Annotated in this window: 17 protein-coding genes; 3 read left to right on the top strand and 14 right to left on the bottom strand. The window is 59.2% G+C overall.

Annotation, left to right across the window (positions count from 1 at the left end):
- Positions 1-78 precede the first annotated feature (78 nt).
- Complete coding sequence (locus QN370_RS01620; protein ID WP_322128936.1) at positions 79-1,677, top strand: hypothetical protein; 1,599 nt, start codon at positions 79-81, stop codon at positions 1,675-1,677.
- A 12-nt stretch (positions 1,678-1,689) separates the two neighbouring features.
- Here the strand turns inward: QN370_RS01620 and QN370_RS01615 are convergent, their stop codons facing one another.
- Genes QN370_RS01615 through QN370_RS01590 form a run of 6 tightly spaced genes read right to left on the bottom strand, consistent with a single transcriptional unit; the run spans position 1,690 to position 7,956 of the window.
- Complete coding sequence (locus tag QN370_RS01615; protein WP_322128937.1) at positions 1,690-2,184, bottom strand: type IV pilin protein; 495 nt, start codon at positions 2,182-2,184, stop codon at positions 1,690-1,692.
- A 42-nt stretch (positions 2,185-2,226) separates the two neighbouring features.
- The gene (locus QN370_RS01610; protein WP_322128938.1) at positions 2,227-5,520 is read right to left on the bottom strand and encodes a PilC/PilY family type IV pilus protein; all 3,294 of its coding nucleotides are present in this window, start codon (positions 5,518-5,520) and stop codon (positions 2,227-2,229) included.
- Between the two features lie 12 nt (positions 5,521-5,532).
- The gene (locus QN370_RS01605) at positions 5,533-6,114 is read right to left on the bottom strand and encodes a pilus assembly PilX family protein (protein ID WP_322128939.1); all 582 of its coding nucleotides are present in this window, start codon (positions 6,112-6,114) and stop codon (positions 5,533-5,535) included.
- Complete coding sequence (locus QN370_RS01600) at positions 6,111-6,875, bottom strand: PilW family protein (RefSeq protein ID WP_322128940.1); 765 nt, start codon at positions 6,873-6,875, stop codon at positions 6,111-6,113. The genes QN370_RS01605 and QN370_RS01600 overlap by 4 nt, the downstream gene beginning before the upstream one ends.
- On the bottom strand, positions 6,872-7,411 hold the full coding sequence (gene pilV / locus QN370_RS01595; RefSeq protein WP_322128941.1) for a type IV pilus modification protein PilV: 540 nt from the start codon (positions 7,409-7,411) through the stop codon (positions 6,872-6,874). Before pilV ends, QN370_RS01600 begins: the two co-directional genes overlap by 4 nt.
- On the bottom strand, positions 7,408-7,956 hold the full coding sequence (locus QN370_RS01590) for a GspH/FimT family pseudopilin (protein ID WP_322128942.1): 549 nt from the start codon (positions 7,954-7,956) through the stop codon (positions 7,408-7,410). Before QN370_RS01590 ends, pilV begins: the two co-directional genes overlap by 4 nt.
- 345 nt (positions 7,957-8,301) lie before the next feature.
- Here QN370_RS01590 and queC point away from each other — a divergent pair, with 345 nt between their 5' ends.
- Complete coding sequence (queC, locus tag QN370_RS01585; protein WP_322128943.1) at positions 8,302-9,018, top strand: 7-cyano-7-deazaguanine synthase QueC; 717 nt, start codon at positions 8,302-8,304, stop codon at positions 9,016-9,018.
- Between the two features lie 59 nt (positions 9,019-9,077).
- Here the strand turns inward: queC and QN370_RS01580 are convergent, their stop codons facing one another.
- From QN370_RS01580 to hppD, 3 genes are all read right to left on the bottom strand, one after another.
- A complete protein-coding gene (locus QN370_RS01580) occupies positions 9,078-12,695 on the bottom strand; it encodes an indolepyruvate ferredoxin oxidoreductase family protein (RefSeq protein ID WP_322128944.1) in 3,618 nt (1,205 codons plus the stop codon).
- A 114-nt stretch (positions 12,696-12,809) separates the two neighbouring features.
- Positions 12,810-13,694, bottom strand: coding sequence for a phenylalanine 4-monooxygenase (phhA, locus tag QN370_RS01575; RefSeq protein ID WP_322128945.1), 885 nt, complete (start codon positions 13,692-13,694; stop codon positions 12,810-12,812).
- Position 13,695: 1 nt separating this feature from the next.
- Positions 13,696-14,802, bottom strand: a complete 1,107-nt coding sequence (hppD, locus tag QN370_RS01570) for a 4-hydroxyphenylpyruvate dioxygenase (protein ID WP_322128946.1) — start codon at positions 14,800-14,802, stop codon at positions 13,696-13,698.
- Positions 14,803-14,929: 127 nt separating this feature from the next.
- Here hppD and QN370_RS01565 point away from each other — a divergent pair, with 127 nt between their 5' ends.
- Complete coding sequence (locus QN370_RS01565) at positions 14,930-15,433, top strand: Lrp/AsnC family transcriptional regulator (RefSeq protein WP_322128947.1); 504 nt, start codon at positions 14,930-14,932, stop codon at positions 15,431-15,433.
- An 18-nt stretch (positions 15,434-15,451) separates the two neighbouring features.
- Here the strand turns inward: QN370_RS01565 and QN370_RS01560 are convergent, their stop codons facing one another.
- From QN370_RS01560 to QN370_RS01540, 5 genes are all read right to left on the bottom strand, one after another.
- The gene (locus QN370_RS01560) at positions 15,452-16,132 is read right to left on the bottom strand and encodes a GNAT family N-acetyltransferase (RefSeq protein WP_322128948.1); all 681 of its coding nucleotides are present in this window, start codon (positions 16,130-16,132) and stop codon (positions 15,452-15,454) included.
- Between the two features lie 85 nt (positions 16,133-16,217).
- Complete coding sequence (locus tag QN370_RS01555) at positions 16,218-17,387, bottom strand: multifunctional CCA tRNA nucleotidyl transferase/2'3'-cyclic phosphodiesterase/2'nucleotidase/phosphatase (RefSeq protein ID WP_322128949.1); 1,170 nt, start codon at positions 17,385-17,387, stop codon at positions 16,218-16,220.
- A 6-nt stretch (positions 17,388-17,393) separates the two neighbouring features.
- Positions 17,394-18,119 (bottom strand): glutathione S-transferase family protein, encoded by a 726-nt coding sequence (locus QN370_RS01550; protein WP_322128950.1) that lies wholly within the window; start codon positions 18,117-18,119, stop codon positions 17,394-17,396.
- A gap of 31 nt (positions 18,120-18,150) precedes the next feature.
- Positions 18,151-19,119: a complex I NDUFA9 subunit family protein gene (locus QN370_RS01545; protein ID WP_322129205.1), complete on the bottom strand. Its 969-nt coding sequence runs from the start codon at positions 19,117-19,119 to the stop codon at positions 18,151-18,153.
- 41 nt (positions 19,120-19,160) lie between these two features.
- Positions 19,161-21,113, bottom strand: a complete 1,953-nt coding sequence (locus QN370_RS01540; protein ID WP_322128951.1) for a lytic transglycosylase domain-containing protein — start codon at positions 21,111-21,113, stop codon at positions 19,161-19,163.
- Positions 21,114-21,146 lie beyond the last annotated feature (33 nt).

The raw sequence follows: 21,146 nt of genomic DNA, 5'->3' as shown, positions 1-21,146 counted from the left end.
TCAGAATGGGACAGGTAAGTCGTCCCCTGCAAACGTCGGCCGAACTTTATCCGGTCGACGACCTTCCACGGAGAGTCCATGATGAAAAACCCGATCACCCTGACCGTGCCGCTTGCCGCACGGATGACCTGTCTCTTAGTTAAGTTTTCCCTTACGTTTTTCCTTGCGTTATTTCTTGTCTTTGCCGGCAGCGCGCTGGCCGCACCCTTTGTCACGGTCGGCAATCCATCGACTAATGAAGTGAGCGTCGTCGACATGGCCAACTTCACTGCGCGTGTTGCCGCCTCGCTCGACGGGGCCACCCGCATCGTCGCCAGCAAACCGGCCGGCAAGGTGTTCATGAACACCACGAACGGCATCGCCATCATCGACCCGGCGCTTGCCAGAATCGTTGACCGCATTCCGCTCCCGGAACCGGTGATCGACCTGATCGTCGATGTAACAGGGTCCCGGTTGTATGCGCTCGGTGCTACCGCCGTGCATGTCATCAACATCACGATGCATAACGTATTGGCGACGATACCGCTGAGCGCGGCACCACTGGCCCTGGTGGCCGACGATGAAGGCGCGCGCGCATACGTGCTCACACCCGGTCGGCTCGACATGATCTATGCCCCGAGCGGTGTCGTCATCAAGTCGGTGGCGGTCGATCCGTCGGCCAGTGCGCTGGCAATGTCCCGCGAGGGCGGAAAACTGATTGTGGCCAGCAGCGGGAACAACGGCGGAACCGCCGGCATCACGATCGTGCATGGTGCCACCCTCGACATTGAAAAATCCATTCCGACCGCCGCCCTGGCACCCGACATCCATCCGACCAGGCTCCTCATCAGTCCGGGAGACGACAGGGTGATCGTGTTTGGCGGTGGCTCGACCAGCAAGACGGTCAGCTATCTGGTGCTCGACATGGCCAGCGCCACCGCGCGCGCAGTGCAGGTGCCCATCACGCAATCGCCTCAATCGATGATGACTGCATTCAATGGCCCAGTCCTGCTTGGCCCCGACGGTACCACACTGTATGTTGGCGGCGGCTCGACACCGAATGCCAACGTCGTCGCAGAAATCGATACCGCTACCGAGTCCAACAGCCGCGTGCTTGCGCTGCCGAGCAATGGTGCCGAATACCATTACCTCAATGGCCTGGCCGGCAGCAATACGGCCGGACGTTTCATGCTGGCCGGGTTCATTTTCGAGCACCGTATCCACAGCGCGAGTGAACCGCGCAGCGTTGGCTTCATTGATGTCGCCAGTGGCGCGACGATGGCCAACGTCGTATTCGCGCAAAGCGGCCAGCCCAGCACAGCCCTGTTCGGCGACGTGCTGGATCCGGTGCCGCAGGAAGTGGAAGCAACAACCACGTTACTGCTGAGCGAGCCGAACCCGGCCGCCGCGACAGTCACCCAGACCTTCACCGCCAATGTCAGCGGCAACAATCCGGGCGGACAGGTCGTCTTTCGCTTCAAGGACGGGGGTCAGGTTGATGCGCCAATGCTACGCAAAACGGTACCCCTTGAGGGCAATGTGGCCACGCTGGTGCTCCCCTCCTGCAACACCGTCTGGCCAGATGCCCCCCTGCACCTGATCGCCTGCTCCCCGCGTTTTCTGGTAACGGCAATCTATAAGGGCGACGAGGACCACCTCAAGAGCCGTTCGCAGGAAATCGTTGCATCGCGCTATTGACTGGCAACATCCTTACCAGCAACCGGTTGCTGTATTGGCCCCACCGCTGGCCGTCAGGTTCGACTGCACACCGAAGTTGGTGAGCTGATAGGCATAACAAGGATCGTTGATCTGGTCACCGACCGGCGTGGCGGTGATGGTGTAGTCCGTTACCGTGGCTTGCGTCACCGTCATCGTGTACGACGTGACGCTCCCGGTGACCAGACTGACCGGAAATGCACTGCCATAGTTGAGGGCCGTGCCAGAGACCGAATAACGGTTGTTCGTGGCGAAAAATTTTTCCTGACGGGCCGCCAGGTCCAGCATCGCCGACTTCGCATCCACGCGCCGTCCCTTGCGGACTTGTTGCGCATAGGACGGATAGGCAATGGCAGCAAGAATGGCCACGATGGCGACCACGATCATCAGTTCGACGAGGGTAAAGCCGCGTTGTTGCTGTTGCTGTTGCTGTTGCTGTTGCTGTTGCTGTTGCTGTTGCTGTTGCTGCTCTTTATGTTTATCGATCATGACTATGCCTTTTCAACATGATGGTACCTACAGTCAACCCGCCTAAAGCAATTTGTGCCAGGTCATCCGGCCGGATCGGCCAGCGATGGGATCGATACGGGTCACAATGCCGACGCCTGTTACCGTTTGCTGCACCAGGAACGGATTGCCGCCAGCCATCACAATGGACGGTCCCCCGGTCGCACTCAGACCCAATCCGGAAATGATGGCACCGCCGGTCGCGGTGAGCGCGGCCGCCTTCGCGGCAGTCGCGAACAGCGATGTCGTCAGCGCACCGCCGGTATCGGGCGAAATCGCCATCGTATAACCGGTGGAGGGCTGATTCGAGCAACTCAGCGTCTGTGCAACGGCTGGCAGCGTGGTGTTGAAAATCAAGGCACCGTACGCCAGTCGCGGGTTAAAGATCACCTGTTCAGTCGATGAAAAATCAATCCGCCAACCAAACTTGGTGTTGCTGCCGGAGCAGACGGAGCTGCCGCTCCAGCACACCGGATTTTGCGACACGGTACGGAAATTTGCCACGCTGCCGGTCCCACCGGAAATTGTGGTGATGGTCTGCAGCGTGAGGTCACTGATCCCAAAGGATTGCGGCGCCGCCAGCGACACATACTTGACCTGGCTCTTGCCATTCCAGCTCGCCATGTTCCAGTCCCATATGCCATAAAACGACTGGGTATTGCTGGCATACGCAGCGCCGCTATTGAGCGTTTGCGGTAACTGTTCGCCGGTACCGAAGGCCACGACGATGCGCGAATTGCCGGTCGACTGGACCACCGAATTGACTGTCAACGCCGTCGTGATCGGTTGACCAGTGGCGGTGGTAAACAGCGGCGTGCTGCTTGCTGCCCATTGCGCCGGATCGCTGCTGGTCAGGTCGAAGCGCCAGACCTTGCCCTGATAGTCGCCGGCATACAGGTAATCGGTCACGTGATCGCCGTCGAGATCGGCCGAGGCAACGTAGTCGATGCCGTTCTTGTTGCCGGAACTTGCTGTACCGGCAGCCAGAAAGCGAAACGAACGCGCGCCGGTAATGGCATTGACGGTCATGATGAAGACCCCTGCCGCACCCGTCGTACTGTTGCGACCATTGCCAAAAATAACCGCCCAGTTGCCATCATGCAGACGCCGGATGATCGGTGTGCCGTACACGCTTCCCAGACTGGTATTGCAGGTCACATTGACGCAGACGATGCTCGTCGAATCCCACTCGCCCCTGACCAGGCTGACGGCATTGCTTTCACTGAACTGCGTCGGATCGGTAATGTCGAGCGCGTACAGCACGCCATTGGCAGTACTGGTTTTGTCATTGATCGTCCCGCTGGCATTGCCACCTGCACCGAGCCCACCCACCAGCCAGGTATGCCAGGCGCCGCTGTAGAACAGATCGCCGGTACCTGGTGTCGCATCGACATAGGCGTTGTGCGCGTACTGCGGCGACGAATAATCGAGTGCCGAATTCGACGGATGAATACTGCTGATGACAGCCGACGGGACGTAGCTCAGTACATCCATCCCGTCGTTCGGCGTGACCTTGGTCGTGAAGTTATTGTTGGCGTCATAAGCACCTGCCCGAAACCCGTGCAACATGCCATCGTTGGCACCGACGTAGACCGTATTCGGACGGGTTGCATTGGCACTGGAAAAACTGGCGTAAGCGCTGCCGAATTCGGCCACCGTCGCATTGGACAGCAAATCTTTTCCGGAGCTTTTCCCCGGCAAATCATACGGCGACGACGGCGCACCGACCCAGGTCGGACTGGAGTTCATGATGTCACCCAGGATGCTGTCACGCCGCCGATAGGTCCCCGTCCCGCTGCCGCTCAGCGGCACTTCGTTGACCCGGTCACCGCGCAGATAACTGGTGCGCAACAGGCCGTCAGTCAGCCCCATGGAAACTTTCTGTGCCGCCGTCATGCTGAGATACTGAAAAGGAATCCCGCTGGTGCCATTCCAGCTAAGCATGGTACGTGTTGCCTGTGCCGTGGTCGTCGCCCCTGTCGCGCCGCACGCGCCCCCCGTCAGCGAACAGCTCGCATCCCAGTTCGCCGCGGGGTTGATCGTCAAGTTGCCGAGCGAATCGGCCACCAGCGAGGAAGCCGTCAGCTGCCCCCAGGAATTTTGCGGATGGAAGTACGCCAGATAGACTTGTGACCCGGCTTGAACGCGCGCCGATTCCTGGATGTTGGTTCCGGCAGACGTGGAAGCAGCATTGATTTGGGCCGCCTTGAAACACAGGATTTCGTGGACATTGCTGCCACCACCGGTGCCGGAGGTAAAGCCGAACCGGAAGCTCGGTGGCAGCGGGCCGTTATTGGCTGTGATCGATTGCTTCGTAATGATTGGCTGCACTACGCCGTTGTTGACGTTGTAGGACAGGCTGAGCAAGCCGTCCTGCGTGATGCTCAGGTCGTACGAAAAAAAATTCGCTTTACTACGCAACGGTGCAAAGGTCGCTTCCTGACTGAAAATCGACGCGGACACCGCTTGCGGCTGGGCAAGCAGCGGGTAATTTTGAATCGCTTGACTGGTATCTTTTGGCTTGGACGAATTACTCCAATCTTGAAGCCTGCCGTTCTTGCATGTTGCTTGTACCGCTTTAATTCGGTCGGTCGACGACAGGCTGCCAGGATAGTAAATCGCGTTCAGCTTTTGCAAGCTCGCAAAAGTAACACTCCCGGAACCACGCACGACGATGGTGCCGGGACTGCGCGAATTGACGTTCCCAGTCGACGTGGTGTCGCTCAGGTTGGAAAAATTTCCGTACTCGTCAACAGCCACCGCAAGATAGCCGCCATCAACACCATCTCCCGGAGCATTAATATTTGAACAGCTGTATCCAAGGCTGCCGCCCGGCGAACCAATCGATGGCACTTTTCCGCCATCCATCAGAAAGAAAGCAATGCCATCCGCACCCGAATTACTCAATCCATCGCCGCCATAGGTCGCCGTCGTGAAGGTCACCTTCACGCCCTGCGTAGTCGGGAATGTCGCGGTAGACACGACTGAACCGGCCTGGTTATCACCGTTGCTGCCAGACGTTGTATCGCCATTGGTCAGGCGTAACGCGCCTTGTCCGATCGGATCGGGCAACCGTCCGCTGACACCGCCCACCTGAGTTTTGCCGCTATAAGCCGACAAGTTTTTGCATCCCGGAATGGAACCCGTGTCATCGCCCGCGGTAAGGCAGGCTCCACCGAGCGGTTTCCAGCCGTAAGTCGACGACGCCCCCGTGAGCGTATCGCTGACCACCAGTTGTGCCGACGCCGTCAACGGCATCAGGCCGGCCAGTGGCAACACCCACAATGCACCGACGGCATGTCTTCTGAAATTGTTCATGATTTGCTTTCTTTACGGTCCGGTCAGCGAAGTCACTTTTGCGGTTTGGCGAACGACGCTTTGTACCACCGCCGCACTGGTTTTGCTGCCACCGTACCCGACACCCGTGACGGAATACAGCGCATCGGTGCCATTGGGACCCAGCCCCATGTACGCGATATACAGTGCCGGTGAGCGGGCGTAGTTGATGTCGGCATTGCTGTTTCCGTTGACGATCGCGCCGCCATCGGCCTGCACTTGCATGCCCAATGGCGTGTAGGTCGAAGCGCCGACCCAACTGGCAGGATCAGCCGGCGTTGCCAGAGCCGTATCGCATACCCGCATGTCGGCGTCGGAGGTAATGATGATCGTCGAGGTACATGGCACGCCGGTTAGCCCTGCGTTTTGCGTTAGCCAGAATTCGCCGTACTGCAAGGCACTTTCTGCGGCCTCGAACGCTCGTGATTTTTCCAGCACGTTGCCAGCGATTTTTTGCTGCAGGCCGAAGCCGCGAAACATCGACAGCGCCAGCAAGGTCAGCATCACGAGGATGAGCATCGCACTGATGAGTGCAACGCCGCGTGCTGATTGTCGACGATGAAATCGCCTGCTCATGAAGCGCCCTCCGCGTAGGTCTTGTTCATCAGATTGATCGTGTGCGTGAGTACCGGCAACGTCGCCTTGGTGACGGCGGTCGAATTGATCAGGTCACTCAATACAATGCTTAACTGCACCGAATGGACACTCGTGTACGGATAGGTGGTACCGATATCGGTCGCGCTGACGTAACGGTCGACATTATTGTTGCCCGTTGAATCGACCCCGTACAGCACACGCAGCGACGCGACGTTATCAATCAACACGACCGCGGCAGCAGGCGCACCACCATCGACACTCACGGTACAGGTCAGATGGTTGTTCGCATCGATGGCGAAGGTGTTGCTCCAACTGACCTTGCCAGCCGTCTTGTTGGTATCACCGGCACAGTTCGACAAGCCATCGTTGCTGGCCGCCTGAAAACGTACGGTAATCGTATCGCTGACTGCCCCGACACCCGCCGTGCCGGTAATGCTTTGGCCTGCCAGATAGGTCGTTCCATCCGCGTTGGCCGTGGTCGTGGCGGGCATCGCCGCACCTTCCGTGCTGACGAGAGGATCAGGAAAATAGCCGGCATGCCGGATCGTGGTGTCGAGAATGGTCAGTACAAACAACGCATTTTCCTGCGTGCGACCAAGCTGGTCCTGCGTCGTGAAGCTCCCCTTCATGTTCACGACCATGACCAGCATGCCGGCCATCAGGAAGAGCGTGATCGTGATCGAAATCATCAACTCGAGTAGCGTAAAGCCCGAGGGACGTCGAAGCAGGCGCGCCGTCATGGTTTGGCGTACACGCTATAGGATTGCACTTGCGTATCGGCTCCACCAGACGTTGCCTTGCTGATGGCGACACGGTTCTCGGTCCAGCTGACAAAGATCTCGCAGCCAATCGGTGCGGTGATATCCGTGGTGCAATTGAAGCGCGCATTATAGGTCGGGAAGCGGCCGTTCATGCTGGCAGCCCAGGCCTGCATGTCGAGCGCTGCCAACTGGACCGGCGTACAGCTCGCAGACAGGCAGGCACCGCTGGCGCTGGCGCTGGCGTTGAGTTCGCCGGAATTATCGGTCACGACCAGTCCTTTGGCAGAAAAAGTGGCGGGCGCGCCGCCATAGCCCCAGTAGCTTTTGTTGGCGTGCATCGCCGACACCAGACTACCGACCTGAAACGCGATCATCGACCGGCTACCGGCGTTTTGCGTACTGGAAATAGCCAGTGACTGCATCTTGGCCAAACCCAGCAAACCAATGGCGGTCACGAACATTGCGATCATCACTTCAAGCAGCGTGAAGCCGCAATGATCGGTCAATTTATTCATACGCATCCCGGCCCCGCTGGTAAAACCTGCTGCCGCCCGGTTTTGATGAGCGCGAGACATTGTGTGGCGTTGCTGTTGACTGGTGTCGTATGCAGGGTGGTGGTGACTGTTCCGGTACCGGGCAAGCCGACCGTAGAGCCGTCACGGCTGAACGTAAATGAAAAGACGGCGTTGTCGGCAAGTAGCGTATCGGTATTGCTCCAGCCCGGCTGGATGCGAATCAGATCGGCGGGTTTGGTGACCTTGAGTACCTGCGCCGCATCGGCAAATATGATCCAGCCCATGTGCCAGGTATTCGCCTTCAGACAGGTTGCACCATCCGCCGATGCACAGACCGAGACCGACACGCCCTGCTTGATCGCTTCAGTCCGCGCAAACTGCAGATCATGGGCAAAACTGTTGATCTCGCCCAGTGTGCGAAAACGCTGCGTTGTCGACACGAACGATGGCACGGCAACCGACAACAGGATTGCGGCAATGGCGATGACCACGATCACTTCAATGAGCGTGAACCCGGCTGAAACATCACGGCGCAATGTAGACATGGGACAGCTTTCGAAACCGCGGGCAACGGAAGATCAGGTTGATCAAATGGTGTTGCTACCGCCTGCGATCCGGTGCGGCACCACATGTTTCTTAAAGACAAAATCGGATTGTAGGCGTGAAATATCGCGCTTTCGCGCTTTTTTGTAATACAACCAAAACTTACCGTACGGCAACTATAAATCATTTCGCAAATACAACGCAACACGCTTGTTGCATCCCGCGTGCACGACTTTCTCGACGACGCCAACAGGCTACAGCGCGACTTATAATTGCCACCTGATTAAACCAGCAACTGTATCACCGCGATGGCGATCATTGCCTCTCAACCGCACCAAGGACTTCATATGACTACTTCCACAGGTGCACTCGTCCTTTTCAGCGGCGGCCAGGATTCCACGACTTGCGTGGCCTGGGCGCTGCAACGCTATGACCGGGTCGAGACCATCGGCTTCGACTACGGTCAGCGCCACGCCATCGAGATGACCGTGCGACCGGGCGTGCTGGCCAGCCTGCGCGCACAGTCGCCCGAGTGGGATCGCCAGCTCGGCGAAGACCACGTCATCGACCTGTCGCTGATCGGCAAGATTTCAGACACGGCACTGACGAGCAACGTCGAGATCGCGATGCTGGAAAACGGCTTGCCCAATACCTTCGTCCCCGGTCGCAATTTGCTGTTCATGATGGTGGCGGCCACGCTGGCCTATCGACGGGGTTTGAATGTGCTGGTCGGTGGCATGTGCGAAACGGACTTTTCCGGTTACCCGGATTGCCGCGACGACACGATGAAAGCCTTGCAGGTCACGCTCAATCTGGGCATGGCCACGCGTCTGAAACTGGAAACCCCGCTGATGTGGATCGACAAGGCCGACACGTGGGCACTGGCAGAGTCACTCGGTGGCGCAGCGCTGGTCGACCTGATCCGCACCGGCACCCATACCTGCTATCTTGGCGAACGCGGCACCCTGCATGACTGGGGCTACGGCTGTGGCACCTGCCCGGCATGCGCATTGCGCGCCAACGGGTATGCCGGGTTCCGGCAACAGAAGAGTGCTGATGTGTAGGTAGACGGGACGATGACGCAGGGACAGCGCACACTGTCGCCTGCATCAATGCCAGCCGGTTAAGCCGACTGAGTCGCCCTCGATAACAGCGTAATCACCGGCGCATCCAGGCTCGCCAGCAGCGCCGTTTCTTTCAACTTCGCCGCCACCAGATGCCTGTCCTTGACGTGCCCGTAGCCACGAATTTCTTCGGGGATGCTGGCAATGGCAAGCACTGTGGACAAGTTAGCTGGCGTCAGTCTCGGCAGCAGCGCAGCGATGGTCTGCCGATACGCGACGATCAGTCCACGTTCGGTCTTGCGTTCGCTGGTGTAGCCGAACGGATCGAACGCGGTTCCCCGCAAGCCCTTGCACTTTGCCAGCACGCCGAAGGCTTGCATCATCCACGGTCCGAATTCCTGCTTGATCAAGTGACCTTGCGCATCCTTCTTTGCAAACAGCGGCGGCGCGAGGTGGAACTTGATCTTGTAGTCGCCTTCGAACAGGCCATCGATTTTTTTGGCGAAGACCGTGTTGGTGTAGAGCCGTGCGACTTCGTACTCGTCCTTGTAAGCCATCAATTTGAACAGGTATTTCGCGACCGCTTCGGTGAGACGTAATGGCTTGCCAGCATCAACGATGCCTTGCTCGGCAACCCGCACCTGCTCGACAACATCGCGATATTGCTTTGCGTAGACGGTGTTCTGGTACGCCGTCAGGAACGCGACCCGCGTAGCGATCAGCTCGTCAAGATGCGGTATCCGCTTGAACTCGATGATGTGCGCTGTGGTGTCATTGACGCGGGTGATTTTTTCGACTGCGGCCAGGTCATGCGCGGCAGTGCGGCCCCAGACGAACGACTGCTTGTTGAAGTCGACCGAAACACCATTGAGCGTGATGGCCTGCATCAGCGCGGCTTCCGTCAGCGGCACCTGCCCTTTTTGCCAGGCATAGCCGAGCATGAACATGTTGGTCGCAATCGTGTCGCCCATCAGCGCCGTGGCGATCTTGCCGGCATCGACAAAATCGACCCGGTCGTTGCCGCAGGCCGCACGCAATTCGGCGTCGGCCGCCTCGCCCGGATACTGCCAGTCCGGATTCTTGACGAAGGCGGCCGTCGGTGTGCTGGTCGAATTGATGACCGCATAAGTGCGCCCTTCACCCATGCGCGACAACGCATCGCGACTGGCCGCGACGATCACGTCACAGCCGATCACGAGGTCCGAGGCACCGGTACCGACGCGGGTCGAATGGATGTCGTCGGGATGATCGGCCAGTCGCACATGCGACATCACCGGCCCGCCCTTTTGCGCCAGTCCGCTCATGTCGAGCACCGAGCAGCCCTTGCCTTCGATGTGCGCGGCCATCGCCAGAATCTGGCCGACGGTAACCACACCGGTGCCACCGATGCCGGCAACCAGAATGCCGTACGGCGTGACCGTGGTCGGCAAAATCGGCTGCGGCAACAGCATCGCAGGAGTACTTGCCGGGTCTTTCGACACCGCGACTTTTTTCGGCTTCTTCAGCTTGCCGCCCTCGACCGTGACGAAGCTCGGACAGAAACCGGTCACGCACGAGAAGTCCTTGTTGCATGACGACTGGTTGATCTGGCGCTTGCGACCGAATTCAGTCTCCAGCGGTTCGACCGACAGGCAGTTCGATTGCACGCTGCAATCGCCACAACCTTCGCAAACGGCCTCGTTGATGACAGCGCGTTTGGCTGGGTCCGGGTACTCGTTGCGTTTCCGGCGGCGGCGTTTTTCGGACGCGCAGGTCTGGTCGTAAATCATCGCCGAGATGCCCTTGCACTCGCGCAGTTCGCGCTGCACCGCATCGAGTTCGCTGCGATGGCGCACCGTCACGCCGTCAGCCCAGGCGTAACCGGACGGATATTTGTCCGGCTCGTCGGTGACGACGATGATCGGGCCGACACCTTCGGCGGCAATCTGGCGCGATATCATGCCGGGATCGATCGGGCCATCGACAGTCTGGCCGCCGGTCATCGCGACTGCATCGTTGTACAGGATCTTGTAGGTCATGTTGACCTTGGCCGCGACCGAAGCACGGATTGCCAGCAAGCCGGAATGGAAGTACGTGCCATCGCCAAGATTGGTGAACACATGCTGTTCGCTGGTGAAGGGCGCATGGCCGATCCAGGTCGTACCTTCGGCGCCCATGTGCGTGAAGGTCGATGTTTCGCGATCCATCCACAGCACCATGTAATGGCAACCAATGCCGGCCAGTGCGCGACTGCCTTCGGGCACCTTGGTTGACGTGTTGTGCGGGCAACCGGAGCAGAAATGCGGAATCCGATCCTTGGCCGGATCGGGCTTGCTGCTGACCTTGAGTACCGCTTCCTTGGCTTCGAGATAGGCGATACGTTCCTGCACCCGCTGAGCGACCGGATGACCGGCAAAGTACTTGCCGATGCGCGTGGCAATCGCGCGGGCGATCTGCGCCGGATTGAGTTCGTAGGTTGCGGGCAGCAGCCAGTCGCCGTGACCCATGCCGGGCGTGTTGCTCCATTCGCCGGTGTCGTCGAACTTGCCGACCACGCGGGGACGCACGTCATCGCGCCAGTTGTAGAGTTCTTCCTTGACCTGATATTCGAGGATCTGGCGCTTCTCTTCGACCACCAGGATTTCTTCGAGACCCTGCGCAAATTCGCGCACGCCCTGCGCTTCCAGTGGCCAGGTCATGCCGACCTTGAACAGGCGAATACCGATGTCGCGGGCGATCGCTTCGTCGATGCCGAGGTCCGCCAGTGCCTGCCGTGTATCGAGGTAAGACTTGCCGGCGGTGATGATGCCGATCCGCGCATGCGGACTGTCCCAGATAATTTTGTTGAGCTTGTTGGCACGCGCATAGGCCAGCGCGGCGTACCACTTGAAATTGTTCATCCGCGCTTCCTGATCCAGCACGGCATCGGGCCAGCGAATGTTGAGGCCATCGGCGGGCAAGGCCAGATCGGTCGGCAACACAATCTGCACGCGGTCCGGATCGAGGTCTACCGAAGCACCTGACTCGACGATGTCGGTCACGCATTTGAGCGAGACCCACAAACCGGTGAAGCGACTCATCGCCCAGCCATGCAAACCGTAGTCGAGGTATTCCTGCACCGAGGACGGATACAGCACCGGGATGCCGCAGGCTTTCAGAATGTGTTCGCTCTGGTGCGCGGTCGTCGAGGATTTGGCAGCATGGTCGTCGCCGGCCAGCACCAGCACGCCGCCATGTCTGGAGGTGCCGGCCATGTTGGCGTGCTTGAAGACATCACCGCAACGATCGACGCCGGGACCTTTGCCGTACCACAGGCCGAACACGCCATCGTATTGGGCACCGGGAAACAGGTTCACTTGCTGCGTGCCCCAGACACTGGTCGCCGCCAGGTCTTCGTTCATGCCGGGATGGAATTTGATGTGGTTGGCGTCGAGATATTTTTTGGCTTTGGTCGCCGTCATGTCGACGCTGCCCAGCGGCGAACCGCGATAGCCGGTGATGAAGCCGGCGGTATTGAGTCCGGCGCGCACGTCGCGCTGGCGCTGCAACATCGGCAGCCGGATCATCGCCTGCGTGCCGGTGATGAAGGCGCGGCCACGTTCCAGCGTGTATTTGTCGTCCAGCGAAATGGGCGCGGGTGTTGACGAGGTCATTGAGTCTGGTGCCAACGACTGCTCGGGCTTCAGGGGTGCATTCATGCTTGTCTCCGTACCAAAAATTATGTTCTTGGATGCGATCGTGTCGCGGTCTGGACTTCTTCGGGTCTTGTGGACCGTCAGTCTGTTTTTTTATTCTACACGGGGCATACGTCGTTACGCGGTTTGATTAACCTCCCCGATCAGCAAGGTATTGGCGGACAGCGCCTCGACGTCTTTCAGACGTGCGTAGATCGGCGTGAAATCCGGTGCCGTATCCGCAAATAACTGCTCGAAACTGTCGATCACAAAATAGGTTTCCTGATAGGAGTCGATCTTGTAGGTAGTGCGCATGACGCGTTCGGCATCGAACCGGATCCGGCGCGGTTGCGGGCTGGTCAGGCAGTATTCGATCTCGCCGCCCGATGACAGGATACCGGCACCATATGCACGCAAACCTGCTTCGGTCCGGATCAGGCCGAACTCGACCGTGTACCAGTACAGACGACCCAGATTGGTCAGGCCATCAAGCGGCATGGCCTTCAAGCCGCCCTTGCCGTACTCCTGCAAATGATCGGCAAAGACCGGATTGAACAACAGCGGCACATGACCGAAAAAATCATGAAACACATCCGGCTCGGCGATGTAATCGAACTCTTCCGGCTCGCGCAGCCAGACCGTCACCGGAAACCGCCGGTTGGCCAGGTGCTCGAAGAACGTGAAGTCCGGCACCAGTCCCGGTACGGCCACCAGCGTCCAGCCGGTCGCTGCCATCAGCTGCGCCGAGGTATGCGCAAAATCCGGAATACCCTGAGCGGCATCCATTTTTTTCAGGCTGTCGATGAAGACCTCACAGGCCCGCCCCGGCAGCAGGCGCACTTGCCGGTCGTAAAGCCGACGCCACAATTCATGCTGCGCTTGCGTGTAACCAGCCCACTTCTGGGCCACGACGTACTGCGCATCGGCATCGGAATAATCGCCGCGCAGCTTGCCGCCATCGGACTTGTCGTCCAGCGTGTTGAAAAATTCTTCCTGCCCGACCGACCGCTCAATGGCACCCATGTCAGCTCCCCACGCTTTCATCTTTCAAGACACCGCGACGGATCTGGTCGAGTTCGATCGACTCGAACAGCGCGCGGAAATTGCCTTCACCGAAACCCTGATCGCCCTTGCGCTGGATGATTTCAAAAAAGATCGGACCGATCACGGTTTGCGTAAATATCTGTAGCAGTAATTCGCGCTCGGTGGCACTGCTGGTGCCATCGACCAGAATGTTGAGGCGACGCAGCTCATCGATGTTTTCGCCATGGCCGGGCAAGCGCCGGTCGATCAGGTCGTAGTAGGTCGCGATGGTTTTCTGGAACTGCACTTGCTGCGCTTCCATCTGTTCGACCGTGCGGTAGATGTCGTCGGTACCCAGCGCGATGTGCTGGATGCCTTCGCCATGGTAGAGGTCGAGGTATTCGGCAATCTGCGATTTATCATCCGACGATTCATTGATCGGGATGCGGATCTTGCCGCAGGGCGAGGTCATCGCTTTCGATTTCAGACCGGTGTGCTTGCCTTCGATATCGAAGTAGCGCACCTCACGAAAGCCAAACAGGTTTTCATAAAATTCGGCCCATTCCTTCATGCGACCGCGATGGACATTGTGGGTCAGATGATCGATGTAGGTCAGGCCATTGCCGACCGGATTGGCAACCGCGCCGGGAATGGCCACGAAGTCGACGTCATAAATGCTGATGTCGCCGATGACACCGGCGGTCTTGCCGCGCCAGCGATCGACAAAATAAATCAGCGAATCGCCAATGCCCTTGATGGCCGGTATATTGAGTTCCATCGGACCGGTGCGATTATCGAAACCCCAGGCACCGAGTTCAAGGGCACGCTTGTAAGCGTAGGCGGCATCGTCGACACGAAAGGCAATCGCGCAGATCGACGGACCGTGCTGGCGCGCGAAGCGCTGCGCAAACGAATCCTGCTCGCCATTGATAATGAAATTGATCTCGCCTTGACGGTACAGCGTCACATCCTTGTGGCGATGGCGGGCGATCGCGCTGAAACCCATTTGCTCGAACAGCGCACCAAGCGCTTTCGGGTCCGGTGCAGCGTACTCGATGAACTCGAAACCATCGGTGCCCATCGGGTTGTCCCACGGTTGGAATTGCATGCTGGCTCCTGAAAGGTGTTTGAACCTCAGTATAGGTCGGGGACGACGGCAGAAAATTGCGAATGACTTTACCGCGCAACGGCCATCCGCAATAATATTGCCGGAATATTGCAAATAGAGGTGATGTATGGCGTCAATCCCGCTGGACAAGACCGACAGGAAGATATTGGCGATCCTGCAGACCGATGGTCGACTATCGAACCAGGAGGTGGCAGAACGTGTCAATTTGTCGCCGTCGCCGTGCTTGCGGCGCATCCGCCGGCTCGAAGAAGCCGGTGTCATCCGCCAATATGTGGCGCTGCTGGCCGCAGAAAAAATCGGCCTCGGGCTGCTGGCGTATGTCAATGTGCGGTTGATCAAGAATAGCGATGCCGCAACGGCTGTGCCGCAATCAGGAGCCCGCTCGCCGCGCGGAGATTTTGCCGAATCCGTCGCGCACTGGCCCGAAGTGGCCGCCTGCTACGCGATGACTGGCGAGATGGATTATCTGTTGCGCGTCCATGTCGAAGACATGGAACACTTTTCGCGCTTCATGATGGAAACACTGCTGCGCCATCCGGCAGTACTGGATGTCAAATCGAGCTTTGCCTTGCAGCGGATCAAGGACACGACGGCACTGCCGCTAATTTGACGAACTGTGTGAAAGATATTATTTGAAGCCGGAAAGGTAGCTGTTGAGCCACTTGATCGCCGCCCGGTTATTCGCCTTGTAGGCATAGTCGAAGCGGGCAACTTGCTCTTGCACGGCTTCGAGCATGACGCTGGACGGATTGGCCGGGAGTAACTTCAGGTAGGCGTCCGCCTCACCGTAAGAACGACGGATCTGCATGCCTGCCTTGCGGGCAATCCGGATCATGGTCCGGTTCGATGACAGACAGTGCATGTACAGCGTGTCGACATCGGCATTGCGACAGTGGATCGCCGCACGCTCGAACAGTTTGGTACCGATTCCCCTGCCGCGCGCCGACTCCGAGACGGACAGACCGAACTCGGCGACCCGTTCCTTGGTCGTTGCATCGGCACCGGTTGGCAGTGCATCACGCGGTGCAAACGCCAGATGACCGACGCCGATCAGCCTCAGGTCGCTGTCGTAGACGCCAAAAAGGGTGTCGCGGACGAAGTCGAGTTTCTGGACATAGCGAGTAATGAGTTCGTCCGGCAATGTCGTGCCAAATCGCAATAAACGGTCGCTGTCCCCGAGTGCCAGAAAGTGCATCAGCATGCGACGGCGGTCGCGTTCGGACAGCTCTTTGACACGCACTGTCAGTAGAACGTCCGGATAAGCGCTTGGCAACGGCTGATCGGGTGCGGAAATAACCGATGGGTTCATGGTGGATCCTATCAAAAATGCGCGGACAGTTGTGCAGCGCACCAACGCATTGTAGGCCATGTTTCCCGGTGTGGCTTGAAGTCCTTCAGTTATCCTGCTGCGGTGCGGCAGCGATACGACTTATTGCCCCGATCGACCGCGCCACAGCCTCGATGCGAGCAATCCGTATGGCCTGTGCAATGGCTTGCGGACGGGCACCCAGAGCGGCAGCAATCTCGCCGGCAGGCACGCCACGAGCGGCTTCCAGTGCGGTGACGAGTAGCGCTGCCGGGGCGAATACATGGCCGGAATAAGCGCTGCCGCCCTCAACAATGCAGCGTACTGCCGACAGCATGTCGCCAAACCGCTGCGGTTTGCGCAAACCATCACAACGCTCGATCAAACCGACGATGGCGTCAGCAGACCAGCCCGGCGCAGCGACGACACCAGCGCCATCACGCGCCACCATCACGGCCAGATCGCGACATTCGCCTGGCATTTTCAGGCGCGCCGCGACCGCATCGACGCGCTGCATGCGGGTTGCTGCGTCGCCACCGACAGGGTCATGCAGCAGCACGGCGACCCGCACCGGCAATGTCAGCCCCTGCTGCGCGGCGTGGTCCAACATGGCCATCACTGGTCCGTCGCCATCGACTTCGGGCAGCAAGCGGGCCAGTGCGTCGCAGTCGCGCAACACCTGCAACATCCGTGACGGCTGTTGCTCCATCAATCCGCGCGCCAGTTCTTGCCAGACACGCTCGGGTACCAGCGCATCGACTTCGCCCGTGGCGACCATGTGTTGCATCAGCAGGTTGGTTTCCGGCGCGACCGAAAAATCACTGAAACGTGCCGCAAAACGGGCCACTCTTAAAATCCGTACGGGGTCTTCGGCAAACGCCTCGGAGACATGGCGAAACAGCTTGCGGGAAAGATCTGCACACCCGCCATACGGATCGACCAGCGTACCGTCGTCGGCCCGTGCGATCGCGTTGATGGTCAGGTCGCGCCGGGCCAGGTCCTGCTCCAGCGTGACATCCCCGGCGGCATGAAACACGAAGCCCTTGTAACCGGGCGCAGTCTTTCGCTCGGTACGTGCCAATGCGTATTCTTCATGCGTATGCGGATGCAGGAATACCGGAAAATCCTTGCCAACCGGGGTGTACCCGAGCGCCACCATCGTCTCGGGTGTTTCACCAACGACTACGTAATCCCTGTCCTTGACCGCTAACCCGAGCATGGCATCACGCACTGCACCGCCGACGGTGTAGATTTTCATCGGCATTCAGGTCGCCGGCAGATCCGGATACGTGTCGTATTTTTCAATCCGGTCGGTTTCGAGCAGCGCCTCGGCAATCCATTGCGCCACGGCCGGATGAGCGACGACCCGGTCGGCATACGCTTGCAAGGCCGGTGCCAGCGACACGCCATAAGTCTGCAAACGCATCACGACCGGCGCGTAATAGGCGTCGGCAATCGAGAATGCCCCGAACAGAAACTGGTGATGACCGGACTGCGCCAGGCAGGTTTCCCAGATTTCGATGATACGGCCAAGATCCGACTGCGCCTCGGGCGTCCTGCCCTTGCCGGGAAAGCGCGCCCCGATGTTCATCCACATGGCCGAGCGCAGGCCAGTGAAACCACCATGCATTTCGGCGCAGATGCACCGCGCCAGCGCGCGCGCTGCGACGTCGGTCGGCCACATCGCTTTTTCGGGAAACTGTTCGGCCAGGTATTCGCAGATCGCCAGCGAATCCCATACCGCAATATCCCCGGCCAGCAGCACCGGCACGCGGCCCGCTGCCGAATACTGAGAAATTTGCAACGAGGTATCAGGCCGATCCAGACCAATTCTGGCTTCTTCAAAGGCAATGCCGAACGCTTTGAGCACCAGCCACGGTCGCATCGACCAGCTTGAGTAGCGTTTGTTGGCGATCACCAGTTTCAGCGGCATTTTGCCGGCGGCATCAAGGGTTTGTGAAAGTACAGGATCGAGTTCGGTGGCTTGCATGCGAGGTCCGGGTTAGTTGGAGAAGGGAGCGTCAGCGCTTGGCACGGACGCGATACTGATCAAAATGACTGCGCGAACCCGCCTCGCCCAGGTAACGTGAGGCGATCGCTTCGAGGGCTTGGGGCGTGACGCCCAGTTCGGGCGCGATTGGTCCGCGTGCGACGTTATCGGCTTTCATCGAATCGAGGTTATCGCGGCTCATCACCGGTCCGCCCGGAGCGAGTTCCAGCACCAGCGCTTGCAAGCGTGCCAGCGCAGGCGGCAAGCCGATCACCGGACGCGGATGACCTGACGCACGTCCGGCCAGTTGCACCAGCTCGCGCAACGTGAAGACTTCCGGGCCGGCCAGCTCGTAGACCTTGCCCACCGTATGCTGGTTGTCGAGCGCATTGACAAACGCCTGCGCCACATCCTCGACATAAATCGGCTGAAAACGTGCATCGGCACCACCCAGCGGAATGACAGGAAACCAGCGCTGCATCCCGGCAAACATGTTGAGGAAGGCATCGTCCTCGCCGAACACCACCGATGGCCGGAACACCGTCGTGGCCACTGCCGGATGCGACAGGGCCGCATCTTCGCCGGCCGCTTTTGAACGCAGGTACATCGACGGTGCATTACGATCGGCACCAAGTGCACTCATGTGCAAGAAGCGTTTGACGCCGGCCACGCCGCACGCTGCGACGATGCGAATGGGCAGTTCGACATGAGCCCGTGCGAAGTCCGGACCATAGCGGGCCGCGCCGGTACCGGGGCGTGAATGCAAGATACCGACCAGATTGATGACCGCATCAGTACGGCGCATCAGTTTGGCCAGCGCCTGCTCCTGATGGATATCGGTTTCGACGATCTCGACGGTGGGCAGGACAGCCAGATGCCGGGCGCGAATCGCGCGTCGGGTCGGGACAATCACGTGACGGCCCTGGGCCACCAGTTGCGCGACCAGGTGTGAGCCGACGAAGCCGGTGCCACCAAGTACCAGTATGTTCGAGTGATGCATGGTCATGACAGGTTATCCGTTCAGTAAATCAATGAGGTTTATCAAGGCAGCTCAGCCGTCACGAAACCCTTGGGTGCCACGATCCCGAGTCGGGCTTTCAGCGATTGTGGCTTGCCATCGAACAAGGCTGCATAGTACGTCGCATTGGACAACACGTTCTTGACGTAACCCCGGGTTTCGGCAAACGGAATCGATTCGGCAAACACCGCGCCTTCGACCGGGCGGGTCAGTGACGCGCGCCAGCTGCGTGGCCGTCCCGGACCGGCGTTATAAGCGGCCGTGGCCATCGCCTGCGAACCATCGAGGTCGCCCAACACCATGTTGAGATAATTGGTGCCGAGCTCGATGTTGGTGCTGACTTCATTGACCTGACCGGGATCGAAATCGACCATGCCAATTTTCTTGGCGACATAACGTGCCGTGGCCGGCATCAGTTGCATCAGCCCCGAGGCACCGACATGCGAGCGGGCGTTCATGATGAAGCGCGACTCTTGCCGGATCAATCCATAGACCCAGGCCATGTCGAGCCCGAGCGCGTTGGTACTGGTGACCATGAAATTGCGGAACGGTGACGGAAAGCGCTGGGTAAAATCGCGTTCGGAGCGGGTTCGGTCCGACGTGTTGACCATGCGATCAAGCACGTTGTTCTGGCGCGCAAATTCCGCCGCCGCCAGATGTTCGCGCTCGGTCAGGCTACGCAATTCCCAGTTCCATTCGCGCACCGCCTCGAAACGCAAGTTCATGTCGAAGAACTTGAGCGCACGACGCAAACCTGCGTTGGCTGCCAGCGGGGCGATTTCCTGAGCGGTCAAGGGCGCACCCGGAATCGGGATGCTGATTTTCTGGCCCAGATCTTCGAGCGCCAGCTGACCGTAGAAGTTGGTCTGGTCAGAGATTGACTTGAACAGTTTCTGCGCTTCGACCACGTCGCCGGTGGCAGCCAGCGCGCGGCCACGCCAGTAAATCCAGGCGGCATCGTTACGCAAGTCAGCGGGCATCGCATCGATGGACTGAAGAATCAGTTTCCAGTCCCCATTGCGCAAAGCCATCCGGGCTCGCCATTGGTAGCCGTCGCTGGAGAGCAAGGCACCGGCAGAGTGACTCCAGTACAGCGTGGTGGCTTCCGGCATCAGCTTGAGCGAGGCCTGCAAGGCAATCTGGGACCAGCCCTGCGCGCGCTCGTCCGCAGTGAGTTGCGACTCGACATTGCTCAAGGCGCTAGCAGCCTGCTCGGGACTGGTCCGTGCCACCCGACCCAGCGCCATGATGAAAAGCTGATGCGTCGAGGCTGACTTGCCGACACCACGCGCCAGCACCAGCGGCGCTTTTTCAATCGCCTGGACGACCTGCGCTTCGGTCACTGCCACCAGCGGTGCCAGGCGTCGCGCTGCGCTGACCTGGCTGGTTTCGCTCGCCAGGCGCAACTGCCACCACAGATCCTCCGACGTAAACTGACCGCTCTGTGCCAGCGACATAATCAGCGTTGAGCAGGCATCGCCATAATCCTTGGGCGACACCAGCAAGGTGCGCGCGGCGACCGCGACTTGCTCGCCGCGGCTTGCGCGCGACAAGAGCGCATAGCATTTCAGTTGCAGATCATCGTCAAGGGCAAACAACGGGTACTGCTCGTCGAACGTGACGAAGTCACGTTGCTGGCCAAGGATCAGCAACCAGTCATTGCGCAAGCGGTCGGCAATCGCGCTGCCGTTATAGCGTCGCAGATACGCGCGAATTTCCACCGATGATGCCTGCAGCAAACGCGGCTTGAGGCGGTAGTAATCGACATAAGAAGGAATGGCATAATCGGGCAGACGATCTGCCAGCTCGGCGGCCTTGTCGGCATCATCCTGGCGGGCGGCATCGCGTAGCGCCATGAAGACATCGTCATCATTGACAAAACTGGCAACGCGATTTTTAGCCTGTGCAACCGGCACGATGATGACGCTTGATGCCACGGCCAGGACCACGCCGGCTATCCATTTCAAAGAAAACATACCTCTGCAACCTCACTCGCGAATTTGACTTGC

Source organism: Actimicrobium sp. CCI2.3, from assembly GCF_035019065.1.
Classification (GTDB): Bacteria; Pseudomonadota; Gammaproteobacteria; order Burkholderiales; family Burkholderiaceae_D; genus Actimicrobium.
Note: the sequence above shows the minus strand (reverse complement) of the source record. Positions and strands in the feature narration are given on the sequence as shown.